Genomic DNA, 17948 nt, shown 5'->3' with positions numbered 1-17948 from the left:
CGTGGCAGAGCGGCGCGCCCGATAACCGATGCGGATCGTTCGATGCCCGATTCCGACCTTCCAGGCCTGAGTGCGGGCGATCAACCGGGGCTTGAGAAGGGCCTTGGCCTTGCTGATACGGGCGGAGGCGCATCCGGCTACCGCGTTCTGGCGCGCAAATATCGTCCCTCGAATTTCAACGACCTGATCGGTCAGGAAGCGATGGTCCGCACCGTCTCGAATGCGTTCGAGACGGGACGTATCCCGCAGGCCTGGATTCTCACCGGCGTGCGCGGCGTCGGCAAGACCACGACCGCGCGCATTCTCGCCCGTGCACTGAACTACGAATTGCCGGACGGCTCGGTGAAGGCGCCGACCATCACCATGCCGACGCCCGGTGTGCACTGTCAGGCGATCATGGAAAGCCGGCACATCGACGTGCTGGAAATGGACGCGGCCTCGCACACCGGCATCGACGACGTGCGGCAAATCACCGACGGCGTGCGCTATGCGCCATCAAGTGCGCGCTACAAAGTCTACATCATCGACGAAGTCCACATGCTGTCGGAGAAGGCGTTCAACGCCTTCCTCAAGACGCTGGAGGAGCCGCCGGAGCACGCCAAGTTCGTGTTCGCCACCACCGAAATCCGAAAAGTGCCGGTCACGGTGCTGTCGCGCTGCCAGCGCTTCGATCTGCGCCGCGTCGATGCCGACGTGCTGATGTCCCACCTCGCCAACATCGTGACGCGTGAAGGCGTCGAGGCGGAGCCCGAGGCGCTGGGTCTGATCGCGCGCGCGGCCGAGGGTTCGGTGCGCGACTCGCTGTCGCTGCTCGATCAGGCCATCGCGCATGCGGCGGGCCTCGTGCGCGCCGAGGACGTGCGGCAGATGCTCGGCCTCGCAGATCGTTCGCGCGTGATAGACCTGTTCGAACATCTGGCCAAGGGCGACATCGCCAGCGCCTTCGCGGAATTCCGCGAGCAATACGACACCGGCGCCGATCCGGTGGTGGTGCTCAGCGACCTTGCGGAGTTCGTCAACTTCGTGACGCGCGTGAAGGTTGTGCCCGCGACGGCGGACAATGTGGCTCTTGGAGAAGCCGAGCGTACGCGCGGCCGCGAATTTGCAACCAAGCTCTCGATGCGCGTGCTGTCGCGGATGTGGCAAATGCTGCTCAAGGGCATCGCCGAAGTGCAGAACGCCACGCGTCCGCAGGCCGCCGCCGAGATGGTGCTGGTGCGCATCGCCTATGTCGCGGACCTGCCGACGCCGGACGAAGCGATCAAGATGATTGGCGAGGGTGGCGGTACGCAGTCGGCACCATCGTCCGCTTCCGGCAGCAACGCTGCGCCCCGCGCGCCCGCGCCTGCGTCGTTCGCGCAATCGTCTGCGCTCCGCACGATGCCGCCGCAGCGCTCGTCAGGCGAAACCGTGGCGCGGCAGCAGCCGCAGCCGGTGGAATCCGTCGCGCCGCAGTCGGTCCCCACGCGGCGGCTGTCGAGCTACCCCGAAATCGTCGCGCTCGCGAGCGAGAAACGTGATATTGCGCTCAAGGCCGCGCTGGAAGCCGATCTGCGGCTGGTACGCATGGAAGACGGCAGGCTGGAGATCGCGCTTGAGCGCAGCGCCGCGCGTTCGGTGGTCAACGATCTGCAGCGCAAGCTTGAGCAATGGACCGGCCGCCGTTGGGCTGTGGTCGTGTCCAACGAGGAAGGCCAGCCGACGCTGCGCGCGCAAGCGCAGGAACGCAAGGACAAGCTCACCGAGAACGTGCAGGCCGACCCGCGCGTGCAGGCGGTCATGGCGGCGTTTCCCGGTGCACAGGTGGTCGATGTGCGGCGACTGGCGCCGGAGCCGCCACCCGCGGTGATGCCGATCGAGGACGATGTCGACGGCGACGATGATGATCTCTGAGATTGTGAAAAGGATAATTCATGGCTGATTTTCTCGGCATGATGAAGCAGGCCGCTCAGCTTCAGTCGAAGATGAAGGAAGTGCAGGAGCAGCTTGACCAGATCGAGGTCGAGGGTTCGGCCGGCGGCAACATGGTCACGATGCGCATGACCGCGAAGATGGAGTTGAAATCCGTCTCCATCGATCCATCGCTGATGAAGGCGGAGGAGCGCGAGGTGCTGGAGGATCTGCTCGTCGCAGCCCAGAACGACGCGCGCCGCAAGGCGGAAGACGCGATGCAGGAGCGGATGAAAGCCATCACCGGCGGCTTCAACATTCCGGGGCTGGGCCTGGGCTGAGATGGCATCCACGGTTGCCGGACCCGAGATCGAGCGGCTGATCCAGTTGCTGGCGCGGCTGCCGGGCCTTGGCCCGCGTTCGGCGCGGCGCGCAGCGCTGCACCTCATCAAGAAGCGCGAAGCACTGATGACGCCGCTGGCTTCCGCGTTGCAGGTTGCGATCGAGCGCATTCAGGTGTGCCATACCTGCGGCAACATCGACACGCAGAACCCGTGCACGATCTGCACCGACACGCGCCGCGATCCGTCGATCATCGTGGTGGTGGCGGATGTCGCCGATCTTTGGGCACTCGAGCGGGCCGCCGCAACGCACGGCCGTTATCATGTACTGGGCGCGACGCTGTCGCCGCTCGATGGCATCGGGCCTCAGGATCTGACGATCGATGCGCTGGTGGCGCGCGCGCAGGCTCCCGAGGTGACGGAGATCATTCTCGCGCTCAACGCCACGGTCGATGGCCAGACCACGGCGCATTATGTGACCGACATGTTGCAGGAGGCCGGTGTCAAGGTGACGCGGCTTGCGCATGGCGTGCCGGTCGGTGGCGAACTCGATTATCTCGACGAGGGCACGCTGTCGGCGGCGATGCGCCAGCGGACGCTGTTCTGACGCTCAGGTTTTGACCGGCGCGGTCAATGCCTCGAAATGCCCTCGTGCCTGCAACCAGGCCAGGAGCATGAAGCTCGGCACCGCGACCACCATACAGATCGCGAAGAACCACGCCCAGCCCGTCGCCGCTGCGACATAACCCGCGCCGGACGACAGATAGGTGCGCCCGATCGCGGCCAGCGCGGTGAGCAGCGCATACTGGGTCGCGGTGTGCGCGGGATTGCGGCACAGCGCGGAGAGATAGGCGACGAAGATCACGGTGCCGACGGCGCTGGTGAAGTTCTCCGCGGTGATCGCAAGCGCCAGCGCGTAATGATCGATGCCGACGATGGCGAGCCAGGAGAACGACAGGTTGGCGATCGCTTGCAGGAAGCCGCCGATCCAGAGGCTCACGACCAGTGAGTAACGGCTGGCGAGAAAGCCGCCCGCGAAGCCGCCGATCAGCGTGGCGGCGAGGCCAAGCCCCTTCACGATGGCGGCGTAATCGTTGCGGGTGAAGCCCAGATCAATAACAAAAGGCGCCGTCATGGTGCCGGAAAACGCATCGGTGAACTTGAACAGCACGACGAAAGCCAGAATGGCCCACGCGTCCTTGTAAGCCGCGAATTCGGTGAAGGCGCCTGCCGCTGCATGAACGATGCGCCCAAACGTCCGCTCGGTGCTGGCTTCGGCCACGCGGGAGGCTTCCGGCTCGGTCGCGAACAATGCGGTGAGGATGCCGATGACGACCAGCGCCGCCATCGCGATGTAGCCCCACTGCCAGGCAGCATGGCGGTTCAGGCCCGCGCTCTCGAACCCGCTGACGAGAAACAGCGCGCCCGCGGTGGAGAGCAGCATGCCGACGCGATAGGCCGCGACATAGGATGCCATGCCGGCGGCCTGCTCGTTCTCCGGCAGGCTTTCGACGCGGAAGGCATCGATCACGATGTCCTGCGTCGCGGAAGCGGCGGCGACGAACAGCGCCGCGAGCGCGACACCGAGTGGTCTGGTCGGATCGCTCAGCGCCAGCAGCACGATGGCGACCATCAGCAGCAATTGGGAAAAGATCAGCCAGGCGCGCCGCCGCCCGAGCAGGCGCGTCAGGATCGGTACATGCAGTGCATCGACGAGAGGGGCCCAGAAGAACTTGATCGTGTAGGGCGTGCCGACCAGCGCGAACAGCCCGATGGTCTTGAGATCGACGCCCGCTTCGCGCATCCACACCAAAAGCGTCGAGCCCGAGAGTGCGAGCGGCAAGCCGGACGAGAAGCCGAGAAACAGCACTACCAGCACACGCGGCTGCAGATAGACCGCGAGCGCGTCGCGCCACGAGGCGCGCGGGTTGGCGGGTGTCTCGACGCTCTCAGGTGATGTCATGGAGCGGTGTTAGCAGATTCGCGAGGCTTCCCGTGAGAAGCGGCGCGGCTATTCGCCCGCCTGCAGCTTTCGCGGCTGTACGGGGAACAGGCTCGGTGCCGGCGTGCCTTCCGCCCGCGGCGGGGGATCGTCATGCGTGGTGAAATCCAGTTCCTCGATCCGGCCCGCACGCTTCTCGATCTTGTCGGCGGAAATCAGGATCTGGCGGACGTCTTCGTTCGCCTGGTTGAAATGGTTCTGCAGCTTCAGCACGCGCTCGCGCAGGCGGGCGAGGTCGTCCGACATGGTCATGACCTCGGTGCGGATCTGCCCCGCGGCATCGCGCATCCGCGCGTCCTTCATGATCTGCTGCATCACCTGGATCGCGAGCATCAACAGTGAGGGAGACACCAGCACGATGCGGGCGCGATAGGCCTTCTGCACCACGTCGTCGAAGCCGTCGTGAATCTCAGCATAGACGGATTCGGACGGCACGAACATCAAGGCTGTGTCCTGCGTCTCGCCGGGGATGAGATATTTGTCGGCGATGTCGGCGACATGCTTCATCACGTCCTGCCGCAGGCGCTGCGAGGCGAACTTGCGCTCGTCGTCGCTCTTGGCCTCGCGCAGCGCGGTGACGGCTTCGAGCGGAAACTTGGCATCGATGCACAGCGGCCGCTGGTCGGGCAGAAACACCACGCAATCCGGGCGTTTGTTGTTGGTCAGAGTGTGCTGGAACGCGAACGAGCCCTTCGGCAGGCCATCCTGTACGATGGCTTCCATGCGCGCCTGCCCGAACGCGCCGCGCGCCTGCTTATTGGCGAGCACGTCGCGCAGCGTCGTGACTTGGGTGGTGAGGTCGGTGAGATTCTTGTGCGCGTTGTCGATGATGCCGAGGCGCTCGTGCAGCGCGCGCAGGCTGTCCATGGTGTTGCGGGTGGTCTGCTCCATGGACTGGCCGACGCGGTGCGTCACCGAATCCAGCCGCTCGTTGACTGCGCGCGCCATCTCGGCCTGCCGCCCGACCAGCGCCTGTCCCATCTCGTGCACGCGCCCCGCGGCTTCGTTCTGGATGCGCAGCACTTCGCTCAGGCGCTCCTCCAGTTCGTCCGCGCGGATCGCCTGCGCCATGGCGAGGGCGGCGGTTTTGCGTCCCGAACGGGACATGATGAGCGCGATGATTGCGAGCAGGAGCAGCGCGAGCACGCCGAAGCCGAGCAGGGCAGCGCCGGTGCGAACGGGGACGTCCCCGATGGAAAACAAAATTTCATTCATTGCGGCACTGTAGCCCGATTCGCGGCGAAAATGGAACGAATAGGGAACATTTATGGTTAATAATGTCTTGATGCACCGGTTTTCCGCACTGGAAAGACAGTTGTTTTGAGGGCTCAATCGCCGTTTGACCCCGGCAGGCAGTCCGATTACATCGCGGGCATGGCCATTCGTGAAATCATCAGCATCCCGGACAAACGCCTGCGTCTTGTCTCAGAACCGGTCGACAAGATCACACCCGAAATCCGCGCGCTCGCCGAGGATATGTTCGAGACCATGTATGACGCGCCGGGCATTGGCCTTGCCGCCATTCAGGTGGCGGTGCCGCTGCGGCTCATCACCATGGACGTCTCCAAGAAGGAAGGTGAGAAGGTGCCGCGGGTCTTCATCAACCCGGAGATTCTGTCGAAGTCCGACGACGTTTCGGTGTACGAGGAAGGCTGCCTGTCGATCCCGGAATATTACGAGGAGGTGGAGCGGCCCGCATCCGTGCGTATCCGTTACATGGACCTCGACGGCAAGGTGCACGAGGAGGATGCGGAGGGGCTGTTCGCCACCTGCATCCAGCACGAGATCGATCACATCAACGGTGTTCTGTTCATCGACTACCTGTCCAAGCTCAAGCGCGATCGCGTGATGAAGAAGTTCACCAAGGCCGCGAAACTCGCGGCCAAATAACAGCGAGCCTCATGCCGCTTCGTCTGATCTTCATGGGCACGCCGGACTTCGCGGTGCCGACGCTGCGCGCGCTGCATGCGCACGGTCATGAGATCGTGGCGGTCTATACCCGTGTGGCGAAGCCTGCGGGGCGCGGGATGAAACTGCAGCCGACGCCGGTGGAGCAGGCGGCGCGTGAGCTCGGCCTTCCGGTGCTGACGCCATCGACGCTCAAGACCCCGGAGGCGGAGGCAACATTTCGCGCCCACAAGGCGGACGCCGCCGTGGTCGTCGCCTATGGCATGATCCTGCCCGAAAATATTCTCAACGCCGTGCCGCGCGGTTGCTTCAATCTGCATGCTTCGCTGTTGCCGCGCTGGCGCGGGGCCGCGCCGATCCAGCGCGCCATCATGACCGGCGATGCCGAATCCGGCGCGATGGTGATGAAGATGGATGCCGGGTTAGATACCGGCGATGTGGCGATGACGGATCGCCTTCCAATCACCGATGCGATGACCGCGCAGGACCTGCACGACGCGCTCGCGCCGCGCGGTGCCGACCTCATGGTGCAGGCGATGGCGGCGCTGGAACAGGGCGGCCTTGATCTCGTGCCGCAGGATGAAGCGGGCATCACCTATGCCGCCAAGATCGGCAAGGCCGAAGCGAAGATCGACTGGGCGAAGCCCGCGCATGAGGTGCTGCGCCACATCCACGGTCTGTCGCCGTTTCCCGGCGCATGGTTCGAGATTGCGATTGAAGGCGTGCCTGTGCGGATCAAGGTGCTTCGCTGCGAGCTGGCGCAGGGATCGGGCGCACCGGGTGTGCTGCTCGACGAGCATCTGACGATCGCCTGCGGCAGCGGCGCGATCCGTCTGTTGCAGGTGCAGCGCGCGGGCAAGCAACCGATGACGGCGCCGGACTTCCTGCGCGGCACGCCGCTCGCGCCGCCGCTGGCTGTGATCTGATGCCACGCTACAAGCTGATCATCGAATATGACGGCACGCCGTTCTGCGGCTGGCAGTATCAGGACAACGGCCCTTCAGTGCAGGGCGCGCTGGAAGATGCGGTTATGGCGATGACCGGCAGCCGCGTCCGCGTGCACGGTGCGGGGCGTACCGATGCCGGCGTTCATGCGTTGGGGCAGGTCGCACATATCGATCTCGAGAAAACCTATCGCGCCGACCGGGTGCGTGACGCGTTGAACGCGCATGTGCGTCCGCACCCTATCGGGGTTCTCTCTGCGGAGATCGTGCCGGATACGTTCGAAGCGCGTTTCTCGGCGCTGAAGCGCCATTACATCTATCGCATCAGCAATCGCCGGGCGAACCTCGCACTCGATGCCGGGCGTGCGTGGCGGGTGGCGCGGCCGCTCGATGTGGCGGCGATGAACGAAGCCGCGCAGGTGCTGATAGGCAAGCACGATTTCACCACGTTTCGCGATACCGAATGTCAGGCGAAGTCGCCGGACAAGACACTCGACCAGCTCGATGTCATCCGCGACGGTGATACCGTCAACATCGTCACCTCGGCGCGCTCGTTCCTGCACAGTCAGGTGCGCTCGATGGTCGGCTCGCTGGTCTGGGTCGGGCATGGCCGATGGACGGCGGCTGATATGCGCAAGGCGCTCGATGCACGCAACCGCGCCGCCTGCGGCCCCGTCGCGCCGCCGGACGGATTGTATCTGGTGAAGGTGGATTATTGAGTCCTTCTTACCTCTCTCCGCAAGTGCGGGGCGAGGAAGTCAGGCCGGTGCGATTTCCTTCATCGCGTCCCAGAACAAATCCTCGCCGTCTTTCACATTGTCCTGCCAGTGATCAGCGGCGTTGTCGTCGGCTTCATCGGTGATGAACTTGAACGCGCGCCACGGCAGCGAATGCCGCTGACAGACATGGGCGATGGCATAAAGCTCCATGTCCACAATGTCGATCTTGTTCTCGACGAGCCACGGGTCAGTCGTGGTGACGAAGCTGTCGCCAGTGCCGCAGGTCACACCTTTGTGCCCTGACGACAAGCGATCGATCTCCGGCGAGAACGGCGTGCGGCCGCGCGGCGCCAGCGGCATCGCCATCATGTCGCGCTGCACGGCATGGGCGACCTCGACGAGACCGTTGTGCATCTTGTGAATCTTGCCGGCGGTGCCGTAGTTGACAACGAGACGCGGGCGCAGCACCAGCAGCGCGAGCGTCGCGGCACTCGCCGCATTGACCTTGCCGACGCCGGTGTAGATCACTTCGACGCCCTCCGGCGCGCGCGCTTTGTCGAGTTCGTCGTCGATGGCGGTGAGGACGAGGATGTTGCCGCTCATGCGCGCGCCCTCACTTGAAATAGCGATCCAGCACGCTGCGATAGATTTTCGTCAGCGCCTCGATGTCGGCGACCGGCGTGCGCTCGTCGATCTGGTGCATGGTCTGGCCGACGAGGCCGAATTCGAGCACCGGGCAGTAATGAACGATGAAGCGCGCATCCGACGTGCCGCCGCCGGTATCGAGCTTCGGCCGCCGCTTGGTCACCTCTTCGATGGCAGCGACGACGAGATCGGTGAAGGGGCCGGGCTGCGTCAGGAAGGCGTCGGCGTTCGACGGCTCCCATTCGACGCGCGCGGTGGTGTGGTTGCCGGAGAGCTTTTCGACGCGACCCTCGATCAGCGCGCGCAGCGAATCCTGCGTGCGGTAGTCGTTGTGGCGGATATTGAAGCGCGCCCGCGCCTGAGCGGGGATCACGTTCCATGCCGGGTTGCCGGTGTCGATGGAGAGAAACTCCAGATTCGACGGCGGAAAGTGATCGGTGCCATGATCGAGCGGATCGGCGTTCAGTGCGCTGACCAGAGCTGCGATGTCGGGCAGCGGATTATGCGCGCGGTCGGGATAGGCGACATGGCCCTGCTTGCCCTCGACGATCAGCGTGCCTGATAGCGAGCCGCGACGCCCGACCTTGATGCAGTCGCCGAGCGCATTGACGTTGCTCGGTTCGCCCAGCACGCAATGATCGAACTTTTCGCCGCGCTTCGCCGCCCAGTCGAGCAGCTTCACCGTGCCGTTGACGGCGGGACCTTCCTCGTCGCCGGTGATGAGAAAAGAAATCGAGCCCTTTGGCTGGCCGCCGTTCGCTTGCAGATAATCCAGCACGGCGGCAACCGAACAGGCGATGGCGCCCTTCATGTCGACCGCGCCGCGGCCATAGAGCACGTCGCCGTCCACATCGCCCGCGAATGCATCGTGCGACCATGCTTTGTCGTCGCCCGGCGGCACCACGTCGGTGTGGCCCGCGAAGGTGATGTGCGGGGCAGCGGTGCCGATGCGGGCATAGAGGTTGTCGGTGTCGTCCGCGCCCGGCTCGGTGAAGGTGAGGCGATGGGTTTCGAAACCGGCGTCCTTCAGGAGCTTTTCAAGAACGCCGAGCGCGCCCGCATCCGCAGGCGTCACCGAAGGGCAGCGCAACAGATCGCGGGCGACGTCCAGCGCCTTGGTCATTGTCAGTCTCGCAGCAGTTCGTTGATGCTGGTCTTGGAACGGGTCTTCTCGTCCACGCGCTTGACGATCACCGCGCAGTAGAGCGACGGGCCGGGTGTGCCGTCCTTCATCGGCTTGCCGGGCAGGGAGCCCGGCACCACCACGGAATAAGCGGGGACTTCGCCGACAAACACTTCACCCGTGGTGCGGTCGATGATCTTGGTCGATGCGCCGATGAATACGCCCATGGAGAGCACCGCGCCCTTGCGCACGATCACGCCCTCGGCGACTTCCGAGCGCGCGCCGATGAAGCAGTCGTCCTCGATGATGACCGGGCCCGCCTGCAAAGGCTCCAGCACGCCGCCGATGCCGACGCCGCCGGAGATGTGGACGTGCTTGCCGATCTGTGCGCAGGAGCCGACGGTGGACCATGTGTCGATCATGGTCGCTTCGTCGACATAGGCGCCGAGATTGACGAAGGACGGCATCAGCACGACGTTCTTGCCGATGAAGGCCGAGCGGCGGACGATCGCACCCGGCACCGCGCGGAAGCCGGCTTCACGGAAGCTCTGCTCGGAATAGTCCTCGAACTTCGAGGGCACCTTGTCCCACCAGTGCGCGCCGCCGGGGCCGCCGGGAATCGGCGCCATGTCGTTGAGGCGGAACGACAGCAGCACGGCCTTCTTTAGCCACTGGTTGACCTTCCACGCCCCATTCGCCTGCGGCTCCGCGACCCGCGCCTCGCCCTTGTCGAGCATGTCGAGCGCCAGCTCCACGGCATCGCGCACCTCGCCCTTGGTGGAGGCGTTGACGGTGTCGCGGGCGTCGAAAGCGGTGTTCAGCGTGGTTTCGAGAGCGGAGAGAGACATCGGTTTCCTTGGAAAATCAGATGGATAGGAATTGCAGATCGTCTGCATAATTGCAGACGATCTTTGGCGGAATTTTCCCGGGAGAGCAAGGCGGGCGCGATCAGGACTTCGCTAATTGCGCCAGAAATCCCGTCAGGTCGTCGGTGACGTGATCGACGTGCGGGGCGTCGCGCCCCTCCATTTCCCAAGCTTCGCGCACGACCTTTTGGGTGCCATCGGGCACCACCAGCACGGTGGTCATGCCGAATTCATGCGGGATCGCGAGGTTGCGGGCGAGGTCCTCGAACATCGCCGCGCGCTCTGCGTCAACCTCGTGCAGATCGAGGAAGCGCCGGTAAGTCTGGCGCGCGGGCTTCGGCTCGAACTCGGCCGAGATGATGTCGAACACGCCGTCGAAGGTGACGCCGAGCGCGAGCCGCTCCAGAACCTTCTCGGCATGCGCGACGGACGCGTTGGTCAGAATCAGCTTGCGGCCAGGCAGTTTGGCGAGTGCCTGTCCCATCGCCGGGTTCGGCTCGAGCGGGGAATGGTCGATGTCGTGGACGTAAGCGAGGAAATCATCGGGGCTGACGCCGTGCTCGGTCATCATGCCACGCATCGTGGTGCCGTAGCGGCGATAGTAATCCTTCTGGATCCGGAACGCCTCGGCAGGGTCAACCTTGAGCTGGTGGGCGACGAAATCGCGGATGCGGCCGTCGACCTGCTGCCACAGATTGACGTGGTGCGGATAAAGAGTGTTGTCGAGATCAAACACCCAGGTGTCGATATGGCCGAAGCCGCGTTTGTCGGTCATGATTTTTTGGGAAGCAGCGCGGTGCGCTCGCTCCGTCACTTGTACATCAGCGTGCCGGTGCCCTGATTGGTGAACAGCTCCAGCAGCACGGCATGCGGGGTCTTGCCATCGAGAATGACGACACCTTCGACGCCCGCTTCGAGCGCGTAGATGCAGGTCTCGACCTTCGGGATCATGCCGCCGGAGATGGTGCCGTCCGCGATAAGCCGCCGTGCATCCTTGATCGACAATTCGGGGATGAGTTTCTTGGATTTATCGAGCACGCCCGGAACGTCGGTCAGCAGCAACAGCCGCTTCGCCCGCAGCGCGCCCGCGACAGCACCCGCGAAGGTGTCGGCGTTGACGTTGTAGGTCTGTCCATCGGAGGACACCGCAAGCGGTGCCAGCACCGGAATGAGTTCGTGGCCGATCAGCTGATTGAGCAAGGCGAGATCGACCTTGTCGGGCTCGCCGACGAAGCCGAGATCGATCACCTTCTCGATGTTGGAGTCCGGATCGATCATGGTGCGGGTCGCCTTCACGGCGGTGACCATGTTGCCATCCTTGCCGCTTAGACCCACGGCCTTGCCGCCCGCCGCGTTGATGTGGCTGACGATCTGCTTGTTGATCGAGCCCGCCAGCACCATCTCGACGATCTCGATGGCGGAGGCATCGGTGATACGCAGACCGGCGGCGAATTCGGACTTGATGCCGAGGCGCGACAGCATGGTGGCGATCTGCGGACCGCCGCCATGAACGACCACCGGATTGATCGCGGTTTGCTCCAGAAGCACGATGTCGCGGGCGAACTCGCGGGCGAGGTTTTCTTCGCCCATGGCGTGGCCGCCGTATTTAATGACGATGGTTTCCTCGTCGTACTGCTGCATATGCGGCAGCGCTTCGGACAGAATGCGGGCCTGATCCTGCGGGCTTATCTCGGACATGAAGCGAACCTTGAATGGCGGGTGGCCCAGGAGATTTGGCTGGGCGGAAAGGGTTTAGCCGATTGATGTGACGGTGCAAAGCACCTCAGGCGCGGGGCGTCCGGTCCGGCACGAGCGCTGCGACGGCGAGCATCAGCCAGCAGACGATGAACAGGGTGCCGCCGGTCGGCGCCGCCATCGGGAAAAGGCCGTGATCGGCATATTGCAGCGACACGAGGTCGCCGCCGAAAAGGATACCGGCGAGCACGAAGCCATAGGCTGCCGTCAGCCCAAGCCGCCGCCTCACCAGACCTTGATGGACGAGCAGCACCGCGCCGATCACCGCGCAGGCGTGGAACAGCAGCATGGAGGAGGCGGTGTGGAGGCGCGCCGCGTCCGGTGTGTGTGCGGCGGTGGCCGCGAGCGCGACGCCAATGGCGCCCATCAGGCCCGCGAAGACGACCGGAATCCGCAACGATAGAGTGGACATCATGCCCGCTCCCTCAACAGTTTGACGATGGCCGCGCGCATCTCGGCCATGCCGCCGCCGTCGCGCGAGGAGGTCACCAGCATCTCGGGAAAGGCAGCCGGGTGCTTACGCAGCTTTTCGGCCATCGCGGCCATGGTCTCTTCGAGCGCGGCTTTCTTCACCTGATCGGCCTTGGTCAGCACGATCTGGTAGCTGACGGCGGCCTTGTCGAGCGTGGTCAGCACCTCGTTGTCGGCGTCCTTGAAGCCGTGCCGTGAATCGATCAGCACATAAACGCGCGCAAGATTGGCGCGGCCAAGCAGGAAGTTATGGATCAGCTTGGTCCATGAGGCGATCTGGGTCTTCGGCGCGGAGGCGTAACCGTAGCCCGGCATGTCGACGAGCCGCAGTTCGGGCGTGCGCGCGTCGAGCGGTCCCGGCCCCTTGAAGAAGATCAGCTCCTGCGTGCGCCCCGGCGTGTGCGATGTGCGCGCCAGCCCATTGCGGTTGGTCAGCGCATTGATGAGGCTCGACTTGCCGACATTGGAACGCCCGGCGAAGGCGATCTCGACGCCCTGCATCGTCGGCAGCGTCTCGATGGAAGGAGAGGCCCAGAAGAACTGCCAGTCGCCGGCGAACAGCTTGCGGCCGGATTCGATCAGTTCGGCGTCGGGTTCGGTCATCATGGTCTTTCGAGACTATAAAAACGTGCATGCCCGGGACAAGCCCGGGCATGACTATGAGAAGCGTACTGGAGCGGCGGGCTACCCTGGTTTCTTGCCGCCCGCGAAGGTTGATTTCAGATTGTCGAACAGTTCGATCTTCACGCCGTTCTTTTTCATGATCGCGCTCTGCTGGATCACCGAGAGCGTGTTGTTCCAGGCCCAGTAGATCACGAGACCGGCGGGGAAGGACGCCAGCATGAAGGTGAAGATCACGGGCATCCAGTCGAAGATCATCTTCTGCGTCGCATCCGGCGGCGCGGGATTGAGCTTCATCTGGAACCACATCGTCACGCCCATGATCAGCGGCCATGCGCCGATTGCGAGATAGTGGCCGATAATCGGCACCGCGCTCGGATCGTAAGGCAGGAGGCCGAACAGGTTGAAAACGTGCGTCGGGTCCGGCGCGGAGAGATCGTGGATCCAGCCGAAGAACGGCGCGTGGCGCATTTCGATGGTGATGAACAGCACCTTATAGAGTGCGAAGAAGACTGGAATCTGAATCGCGATCGGCAGGCAGCCTGCAATCGGATTGATCTTCTCCTTCTTGTAGATATCCATCATCTCCTGCTGCTGCTTCACCTTGTCGTCGGGATATTTTTCCTTCAACGCGGCGAGCTGCGGCTGCACGGCCTTCATCTTCGCCATCGAGGCATAGGACTTGTTGGCCAGCGGGAAGAAGATCGCCTTCACGATCACGGTGACGAGCAGGATGGCGACGCCGAAATTGCCGAACAGGCGATACAGGTGATCGATCGTCCAGAACATCGGCTTGGTGATGAAGTAGAACCAGCCCCAGTCGATCAGTAGTTCGAAGCGGTTGAGCTTGAGCTGCTTGTCGTAGGCATCGACGGTCGCGACCTCCTTGGCGCCCGCGAACAGGCGCGTGGTGGTCGTCGCATGGCCGCCGGCCTGCACGGTGACCGGATCGAGCAGGTAATCGGTCTGGTAGACGCGGGTGGTGCCGGACAGTTTTGACGAGAAGCGCGCGGTCAGCGAGGCGGCAGGGTCGGGCAGCAGCGTCGCCGCCCAGTATTTGTCGGTGATGCCGAGCCAGGCATTGCTGACCTTGAATTCGGAGGCCTTGGTCTCGTCCATCTTCTTGTAGGTGTATTCCTGCAGGCCCTTGTCGCCCAGAACGCCGATCGGGCCTTCATGCAGGATGTAATAGCCGGAGGTTTCCGGCAGGCCGTGCCGCGAGATCAGGCCGAACGGATAGAGCGTCGCAGGCGCGGTGCCAGAATTGGCGACTTCATCCTTGATGGTGAAGACATACTTCTCATCCACCGAAAGGGTGCGGGTGAAGACGAGACCTTCGCCATTGTCGTATGTCAGCACGACCGGCGTCGTGGGCGTCAGCGCGTTCGAGCCTTGCTGGGTCCAGACCGTATCGAGGCCCGGCAGCTTGGCGCTTGCGCCCGCGGCGGGCACGAAGCCGAACTCTGCGTAATAAGGCGCCTTGGTCCCTGTGGGCGAGAACAGCACTTCCGCCGGAGATTTCGGATCGACTGTCTCGCGGTATTTCACAAAAGCCACGTCGTCGATGCGCGCGCCCTTCAGCGCGATGCTGCCGATCAGGCTCGGCGTGTCGATCTTGACGCGCGGCGACGAGGCGATCACCTCGGCACGGTCCTTCACCGGAGCGGCCTGCTGCTGCTCAGCGCCCGGAGAAGCGGGGGTGGGCGCGGCGCTGCCGGCCGCAGGCGTCTGCGTGGTTGCTGCCGGTGCCGAGGAATTGGCCGGGTTGGCGGCCTGCATCTGGGTCTGCTGCGCGGCGCGCTGCTTCTCCATCTGCGGCATGTTGTAGAAATACTGCCAGGCGAGCAGGATGAGGCCGGACAAAACTACGGCGATGATGGTGTTACGATTGTCGGTCATCGGTCAGGTCTCGTGGGTAGACTTAAGAGTGTTTCGGTGAAATGCGGATAGGACGGGGATCGCCAGCGCGATCCTTCATACGGGTCAGACGCATCAGCGCGGAACGGAAATCCTCGATCATGACGGAGAATTCATGATCCAGCGCGGCGCGCCGGCCGACGATGACGTGGTCGCGGGGGGAAGGCGGCGCGATGACGCCGGCCAGTCGGACCATCTCGCGCAGCCTGCGGCGAACACGGTTGCGCTCGGTCGCGGTGCCGACTTTTTTGGTGACGGTGAAGCCGATGCGGGTGGGCCCGGTGTCGTCGCGAAGGCGCGACTGCACCACGAAAGCGGGCCTGGCAATGCGGGGGCCTTGGGCTGCGGCGATGAAATCCGCGCGTTTTTTCAACCGGTCCATGATGTCAACCGGCGCATCGTGATGCCGGTTCAGGCGCTCAGACGCTTGCGGCCGCGCGAACGGCGAGCGGCGAGAACCTTGCGGCCGCCGGTCGTGGCCTGACGCGCACGGAAGCCGTGACGGCGCTTGCGCACCAGTTTGCTGGGTTGATAAGTCCGCTTCACGGTCGTTCTCCGCTGCCGGGCGCCCGCCGATTGCGGTGTCGCCCCAGTGAGTGCCGAGCAAATTCAAATTGCCGAGCAAGTTTCAATGGTGTCGTCCGGGTTCAGCCGGGGCCGGGGTCTTGAATGACCAAGGTCCTTAAATGAACCGGCCCGGTCGAGCCGGGCCATGACGGACAGTTGGCCGGGCTTATACGGGAGCGGGCTGTTTTCGTCAACGGAGCGTGCAAATTGCCCCAAGCCCGGCGGCTAGCCGGGGCTGCCCTGAAATATCCATAGATTTCAGGTATTTCTGGGGTTTGACGAGGCCAGCCGCAGGTGCGACTGTGGCGACGCGGAAGATCGAAAATCAAGAGCCGGATCGTGACTGAAAGCGTGCCGCCGATGACGTCGCAGGGGAGGCCGGCCATGCCGCGCGGGCGGCTCAACCTGTCCGGCAAGCTGCTGCTGCTGACGATCCCCTTGGTGATGATCGCCGAAGTGCTGATCTACGTGCCTTCGATCGCCAATTTCAGCGTCAATCGCCTGAATGATCGCATCGCCGCCGCCAATACCGCGGCTTTGGTGCTCGATGCCGCACCTGCGGGCATGGTGCCGGATTCACTGGCGCGCAGCATCCTGCAAAGCATCGGCGCGCGCGCGGTGGCCATCAAGACCGGCCAGCAGCGCCGTCTGCTCGCGGTGGCGGACATGCCGCCCGCGGTGGTGCGCGACATCGACATGCGCACCATGAACGTGTGGGAAGCCATCGTCGATTCATTCTCGATGATGCTGGAGCGCGGCGACGGCGTGATCCGCATCATCGGCCCGGCGCCGCAGGGCGAGCAGTTCATCGAAGTGGTGGTGGATGAAGCGCCGCTGCGCAAGGCGATGTACCGCTTCTCGTCGAACGTGCTGCTGCTGTCGTTCGGCTTCGCCATCGCCACAGCGGGACTGATCTATCTCGCCTTGCATTTCCTGTTCGTGCGGCCGATGCGCCGGATGACGGCGAATCTCATCGCCTTCCATGAAAACCCTGAAAGTGCCGACCGCGCGATGGTGCCCTCGAACCGCGGCGATGAAATCGGCATGGCGGAGCGCGAACTCGCCGACATGCAGCACGATCTCGTCTCGATGCTGCATCAGAAAAGCCATCTGGCGGCGCTCGGACTTGCGGTGTCGAAGATCAACCACGATCTGCGCAATCTTCTCGCGTCCTCGCAGCTTTTGTCCGACCAACTCGCGAGCGTGCCGGATCCGCGCGTGCAGCGGTTTGCGCCGAAGCTCTTGCGTTCGCTGGAGCGCGCCATCGCGTTCTGCCAGTCGACGCTGTCCTACGGCAAGGTGCAGGAGGCGCGGCCCGAGCGGCGGATGGTGGCGGTCGAGCCGATCATCAACGAGGTGCGCGAATCCGCGGGCATCGCCACCGATCCCGATATCGTCTGGAGCAACGCGATCGAACGCGGCCTCGTGGTGGATGTCGATCCGGATCAGTTGTTCCGTGTCCTCCTCAACCTCGTACGCAATGCTTTTCAGGCGCTCGAGGGGCAGCCGCACGCCGACATCGCGCCGAAGCAGATCCGCATCGCGGGCCGCCGGGAAGGCGCCGTCGCCGTGCTGGAAATTTCAGATACCGGCCCCGGCATTCCGGAGCAGGCGCGGGCTCATCTATTCGAGGCGTTTCAGGGGTCCTCGCGCGACGGCGGCACGGGGCTCGGTCTTGCAATCGCCGCCGAACTGATCCGTGCCCATGGCGGCCAGATCGATCTGGTGGAGGGGACGATCGGCGCGACGTTCCGGATCGTCATTCCCGACCGGACCATTCCACTGCATCAACTCCGTCAGGAGCGCTCCCGCGCCTGAAAAGGCGGAAACCATGGGCGACCTTGGGCGGATTTCTGGGAGAATCCCGAGGAAAGTCCTTGAGAAACGGGCCGTACGGCTTCGACATAATCCTGTCAAAACCGATCTTGCCAATCAGCACCGGAGCCGTTAGCTATGCCCCCTCGCGAGGGCATCTCCGCCCATATCCGCGACACGCGCCCGTAGCTCAGCTGGATAGAGCACCAGACTACGAATCTGGGGGTCAGGAGTTCGAATCTCTTCGGGCGCGCCAGTCAATTCAATAGCTTACCAATATTGCACCGTTTCAAAAGTCAATTCTGAAACGGTTTTTGAAACGGTTTTCGCTGCGTCCTGCGCTATGGCCGAGTCCTCTACTTTT

General features: G+C 63.8%; 19 protein-coding genes and 1 tRNA gene. 8 read left to right on the top strand and 12 right to left on the bottom strand.

Annotated features, from left to right (window positions below; genetic code table 11):
• Positions 1–42 precede the first annotated feature (42 nt).
• Genes AFIDRAFT_RS04625 through recR form a run of 3 tightly spaced genes read left to right on the top strand, consistent with a single transcriptional unit; the run spans position 43 to position 2838 of the window.
• The gene (locus AFIDRAFT_RS04625; RefSeq protein WP_009338014.1) at positions 43–1893 is read left to right on the top strand and encodes a DNA polymerase III subunit gamma/tau; all 1851 of its coding nucleotides are present in this window, start codon (positions 43–45) and stop codon (positions 1891–1893) included.
• A gap of 20 nt (positions 1894–1913) precedes the next feature.
• The gene (locus tag AFIDRAFT_RS04620) at positions 1914–2231 is read left to right on the top strand and encodes a YbaB/EbfC family nucleoid-associated protein (protein WP_009338013.1); all 318 of its coding nucleotides are present in this window, start codon (positions 1914–1916) and stop codon (positions 2229–2231) included.
• Position 2232: 1 nt separating this feature from the next.
• Complete coding sequence (gene recR, locus AFIDRAFT_RS04615; protein ID WP_009338012.1) at positions 2233–2838, top strand: recombination mediator RecR; 606 nt, start codon at positions 2233–2235, stop codon at positions 2836–2838.
• Positions 2839–2841: 3 nt separating this feature from the next.
• Here recR and AFIDRAFT_RS04610 read toward each other — a convergent pair whose 3' ends face one another.
• A complete protein-coding gene (locus AFIDRAFT_RS04610; protein ID WP_009338011.1) occupies positions 2842–4194 on the bottom strand; it encodes an AmpG family muropeptide MFS transporter in 1353 nt (450 codons plus the stop codon).
• A gap of 48 nt (positions 4195–4242) precedes the next feature.
• Complete coding sequence (locus AFIDRAFT_RS04605; RefSeq protein ID WP_009338010.1) at positions 4243–5448, bottom strand: DNA recombination protein RmuC; 1206 nt, start codon at positions 5446–5448, stop codon at positions 4243–4245.
• A gap of 159 nt (positions 5449–5607) precedes the next feature.
• Here AFIDRAFT_RS04605 and def point away from each other — a divergent pair, with 159 nt between their 5' ends.
• From def to truA, 3 genes are read left to right on the top strand one after another with little or no spacing between them, the layout of a single operon-like run.
• Positions 5608–6123, top strand: coding sequence for a peptide deformylase (gene def / locus AFIDRAFT_RS04600; protein ID WP_040297801.1), 516 nt, complete (start codon positions 5608–5610; stop codon positions 6121–6123).
• 11 nt (positions 6124–6134) lie between these two features.
• Positions 6135–7067 (top strand): methionyl-tRNA formyltransferase, encoded by a 933-nt coding sequence (fmt, locus tag AFIDRAFT_RS04595; RefSeq protein ID WP_009338008.1) that lies wholly within the window; start codon positions 6135–6137, stop codon positions 7065–7067.
• Complete coding sequence (gene truA / locus AFIDRAFT_RS04590) at positions 7067–7804, top strand: tRNA pseudouridine(38-40) synthase TruA (protein ID WP_009338007.1); 738 nt, start codon at positions 7067–7069, stop codon at positions 7802–7804. Before fmt ends, truA begins: the two co-directional genes overlap by 1 nt.
• A gap of 39 nt (positions 7805–7843) precedes the next feature.
• Here the strand turns inward: truA and AFIDRAFT_RS04585 are convergent, their stop codons facing one another.
• The 10 genes from AFIDRAFT_RS04585 to rpmH all read right to left on the bottom strand — a co-directional run bounded on the left by AFIDRAFT_RS04585 (position 7844) and on the right by rpmH (position 15748).
• Entirely contained in the window at positions 7844–8407 is a 564-nt protein-coding gene (locus tag AFIDRAFT_RS04585; protein ID WP_009338006.1) for a phosphorylase family protein, read from the bottom strand.
• 10 nt (positions 8408–8417) lie between these two features.
• Positions 8418–9572, bottom strand: a complete 1155-nt coding sequence (gene dapE / locus AFIDRAFT_RS04580; protein ID WP_009338005.1) for a succinyl-diaminopimelate desuccinylase — start codon at positions 9570–9572, stop codon at positions 8418–8420.
• A 2-nt stretch (positions 9573–9574) separates the two neighbouring features.
• Positions 9575–10420 (bottom strand): 2,3,4,5-tetrahydropyridine-2,6-dicarboxylate N-succinyltransferase, encoded by an 846-nt coding sequence (gene dapD / locus AFIDRAFT_RS04575; RefSeq protein ID WP_009338003.1) that lies wholly within the window; start codon positions 10418–10420, stop codon positions 9575–9577.
• 100 nt (positions 10421–10520) lie between these two features.
• Positions 10521–11213, bottom strand: a complete 693-nt coding sequence (locus tag AFIDRAFT_RS04570) for a pyrimidine 5'-nucleotidase (protein ID WP_009338001.1) — start codon at positions 11211–11213, stop codon at positions 10521–10523.
• Between the two features lie 35 nt (positions 11214–11248).
• Positions 11249–12136 carry an acetylglutamate kinase gene (gene argB / locus AFIDRAFT_RS04565; protein WP_009338000.1) on the bottom strand — a complete coding sequence of 296 codons (888 nt, stop codon included), beginning with the start codon at positions 12134–12136 and terminating at the stop codon, positions 11249–11251.
• Positions 12137–12221: 85 nt separating this feature from the next.
• Complete coding sequence (locus AFIDRAFT_RS04560; RefSeq protein WP_009337998.1) at positions 12222–12608, bottom strand: DUF423 domain-containing protein; 387 nt, start codon at positions 12606–12608, stop codon at positions 12222–12224.
• Entirely contained in the window at positions 12605–13270 is a 666-nt protein-coding gene (gene yihA, locus AFIDRAFT_RS04555) for a ribosome biogenesis GTP-binding protein YihA/YsxC (RefSeq protein WP_009337996.1), read from the bottom strand. Before yihA ends, AFIDRAFT_RS04560 begins: the two co-directional genes overlap by 4 nt.
• Positions 13271–13348: 78 nt before the next feature.
• Positions 13349–15184, bottom strand: coding sequence for a membrane protein insertase YidC (gene yidC, locus AFIDRAFT_RS04550; protein WP_009337994.1), 1836 nt, complete (start codon positions 15182–15184; stop codon positions 13349–13351).
• Positions 15185–15206: 22 nt separating this feature from the next.
• Positions 15207–15584: a ribonuclease P protein component gene (gene rnpA / locus AFIDRAFT_RS04545; RefSeq protein ID WP_009337992.1), complete on the bottom strand. Its 378-nt coding sequence runs from the start codon at positions 15582–15584 to the stop codon at positions 15207–15209.
• A gap of 29 nt (positions 15585–15613) precedes the next feature.
• Entirely contained in the window at positions 15614–15748 is a 135-nt protein-coding gene (gene rpmH, locus AFIDRAFT_RS19305) for a 50S ribosomal protein L34 (protein WP_082157116.1), read from the bottom strand.
• 405 nt (positions 15749–16153) lie between these two features.
• Between rpmH and AFIDRAFT_RS04540 the strand changes: the two genes are divergently transcribed.
• On the top strand, positions 16154–17587 hold the full coding sequence (locus AFIDRAFT_RS04540) for an ATP-binding protein (RefSeq protein ID WP_009337990.1): 1434 nt from the start codon (positions 16154–16156) through the stop codon (positions 17585–17587).
• 176 nt (positions 17588–17763) lie between these two features.
• Positions 17764–17840: transfer RNA gene (locus AFIDRAFT_RS04535), tRNA-Arg, on the top strand.
• The last annotated feature ends 108 nt before the right edge of the window (positions 17841–17948 follow it).

Source organism: Afipia sp. 1NLS2 (genome assembly GCF_000178995.1).
GTDB lineage: Bacteria > Pseudomonadota > Alphaproteobacteria > Rhizobiales > Xanthobacteraceae > Afipia.
The sequence above is the reverse complement of the archived record's forward strand: the minus strand, read 5'-3'. Positions and strand labels throughout refer to the sequence as shown.

Bases quoted from the DNA above. Each gene is read 5' to 3' on its own strand.
- AFIDRAFT_RS04620 (WP_009338013.1), top strand. From the start codon at position 1,914: ATGGCTGATTTTCTCGGCATGATGAAGCAGGCCGCTCAGCTTCAGTCG.
- argB (WP_009338000.1), bottom strand. From the start codon at position 12,136: ATGTCCGAGATAAGCCCGCAGGATCAGGCCCGCATTCTGTCCGAAGCG.
- AFIDRAFT_RS04540 (WP_009337990.1), top strand. From the start codon at position 16,154: ATGCCGCGCGGGCGGCTCAACCTGTCCGGCAAGCTGCTGCTGCTGACG.
- AFIDRAFT_RS04625 (WP_009338014.1), top strand. From the start codon at position 43: ATGCCCGATTCCGACCTTCCAGGCCTGAGTGCGGGCGATCAACCGGGG.
- yihA (WP_009337996.1), bottom strand. From the start codon at position 13,270: ATGATGACCGAACCCGACGCCGAACTGATCGAATCCGGCCGCAAGCTG.
- dapD (WP_009338003.1), bottom strand. From the start codon at position 10,420: ATGTCTCTCTCCGCTCTCGAAACCACGCTGAACACCGCTTTCGACGCC.
- def (WP_040297801.1), top strand. From the start codon at position 5,608: ATGGCCATTCGTGAAATCATCAGCATCCCGGACAAACGCCTGCGTCTT.
- recR (WP_009338012.1), top strand. From the start codon at position 2,233: ATGGCATCCACGGTTGCCGGACCCGAGATCGAGCGGCTGATCCAGTTG.
- yidC (WP_009337994.1), bottom strand. From the start codon at position 15,184: ATGACCGACAATCGTAACACCATCATCGCCGTAGTTTTGTCCGGCCTC.
- AFIDRAFT_RS04570 (WP_009338001.1), bottom strand. From the start codon at position 11,213: ATGACCGACAAACGCGGCTTCGGCCATATCGACACCTGGGTGTTTGAT.
- dapE (WP_009338005.1), bottom strand. From the start codon at position 9,572: ATGACCAAGGCGCTGGACGTCGCCCGCGATCTGTTGCGCTGCCCTTCG.
- AFIDRAFT_RS04560 (WP_009337998.1), bottom strand. From the start codon at position 12,608: ATGATGTCCACTCTATCGTTGCGGATTCCGGTCGTCTTCGCGGGCCTG.
- rnpA (WP_009337992.1), bottom strand. From the start codon at position 15,584: ATGGACCGGTTGAAAAAACGCGCGGATTTCATCGCCGCAGCCCAAGGC.
- truA (WP_009338007.1), top strand. From the start codon at position 7,067: ATGCCACGCTACAAGCTGATCATCGAATATGACGGCACGCCGTTCTGC.
- AFIDRAFT_RS04585 (WP_009338006.1), bottom strand. From the start codon at position 8,407: ATGAGCGGCAACATCCTCGTCCTCACCGCCATCGACGACGAACTCGAC.
- fmt (WP_009338008.1), top strand. From the start codon at position 6,135: ATGCCGCTTCGTCTGATCTTCATGGGCACGCCGGACTTCGCGGTGCCG.
- AFIDRAFT_RS04610 (WP_009338011.1), bottom strand. From the start codon at position 4,194: ATGACATCACCTGAGAGCGTCGAGACACCCGCCAACCCGCGCGCCTCG.
- AFIDRAFT_RS04605 (WP_009338010.1), bottom strand. From the start codon at position 5,448: ATGAATGAAATTTTGTTTTCCATCGGGGACGTCCCCGTTCGCACCGGC.